2 protein-coding genes are annotated in these 1,245 nt (G+C 49.6%); both read right to left on the minus strand.

The window, feature by feature from the left end; genetic code table 11:
* Positions 1-35 precede the first annotated feature (35 nt).
* Complete coding sequence (locus RMSM_RS09775) at positions 36-833, minus strand: IS3 family transposase (RefSeq protein ID WP_008694879.1); 798 nt, start codon at positions 831-833, stop codon at positions 36-38.
* A 77-nt stretch (positions 834-910) separates the two neighbouring features.
* The coding region (locus RMSM_RS09780; RefSeq protein ID WP_236622071.1) for a transposase at positions 911-1,245 on the minus strand (335 nt) is incomplete at its 5' end.

The raw sequence follows: 1,245 nt of genomic DNA on the forward strand, positions 1-1,245 counted from the left end.
TGAGGTGGTGACCTGATTCCGGGCGCGCGGAAGTCTTAGCGTTGACCTAGGTGAATGGATTCAAACTGTGAAGGTGTTTGGTAACCAAGACTCGAGTGTTTTCGCTCTTGGTTGTAATAGCTGAAGTATTCTCCGAGCTCGTGTTCTCCTTCATGTACTGTCTCGTATTCGGTCATCTCCAGTTCGGTCTTGATCGTTCCAAAGCAACTTTCCATAAATGCATTGTCGTAGCAGTCGCCAGCGCGGCTCATGCTTTGGCGAATCGATGAACGCTTCAGCATTTGGCGAAATCGACTTCCAGCGTATTGGCCACCACGATCGCTATGGTGAATCAGATTCTTGCCAGGCTGACGGCTCATGATCGCATCCTTCAGGCTGCTAACGACAAGTTGCTCTGTCATCGTCACATCCAATTTCCATCCGATGATTCGTCTTGAAAAACGATCCATCACCATTGACAAATAAGCAAACTTTCGATGCGTCAGCGGGACGTAAGTGATGTCAGCGACCCACAGGCGATTAATACTCGTAAGTTCGATTTCCTCCAGTAACAAATTGGGACTGTAACCGAGTCGGTGTCGGCTATCGGTCGTTTTAGGCTGAAAGGATTTCGGCTGTATCGCCTTCAAACCCTGCGATTCCAGGGCTTTTGCGACCGTTCTGCGGGAAACGACAATGCCGCGATCGGCAAGCTCACTGGCGATTCGCCGAGTCCCATAGCGTCGCCGATGTTTCCAGAAAATATCGATGATCATTGGCGACAGTTCTTCGGCCCGAGTCGGTTCAAATCGACAACTTGCTTGCTGGTATTCATAGAACGAACTGCGTGACAACGAAAGCGCAAGGCAAACATCGCTAGCAGATGCCTTCGTCGAGTCGACTATTTCTGCTGCAGCAGCAAAACGATCACTCAGTCGCTTCGGCTGAAAATAGACAATGCTTTTTTTAAGATGTCACGTTCTCGCTCAACACGACGCAATTCGATTTCCAGTTCCTTCACTCGACTATCAAGCGACGAAGCGACTGGGCCGCTTTGCCGCAACTGCTCTCTTTTCCATCGATACAACAAATTCGTTCCTGATAGACCGAGTCGGTCAACCACCGAAGTCGCCGAATGGCCATCGAGCAACATTTGTACGGCATCGCGTTTGAACTGATCGGTAAATTGACGTCGTGATTTAATTGTCTCTTTGATGCTCTTCTTACTCATCGCGGGGATCTCCTGAGACGGCCATTCTAAGCCCC

The sequence above is a fragment of the Rhodopirellula maiorica SM1 genome (assembly GCF_000346295.1).
GTDB lineage: Bacteria > Planctomycetota > Planctomycetia > Pirellulales > Pirellulaceae > Novipirellula > Novipirellula maiorica.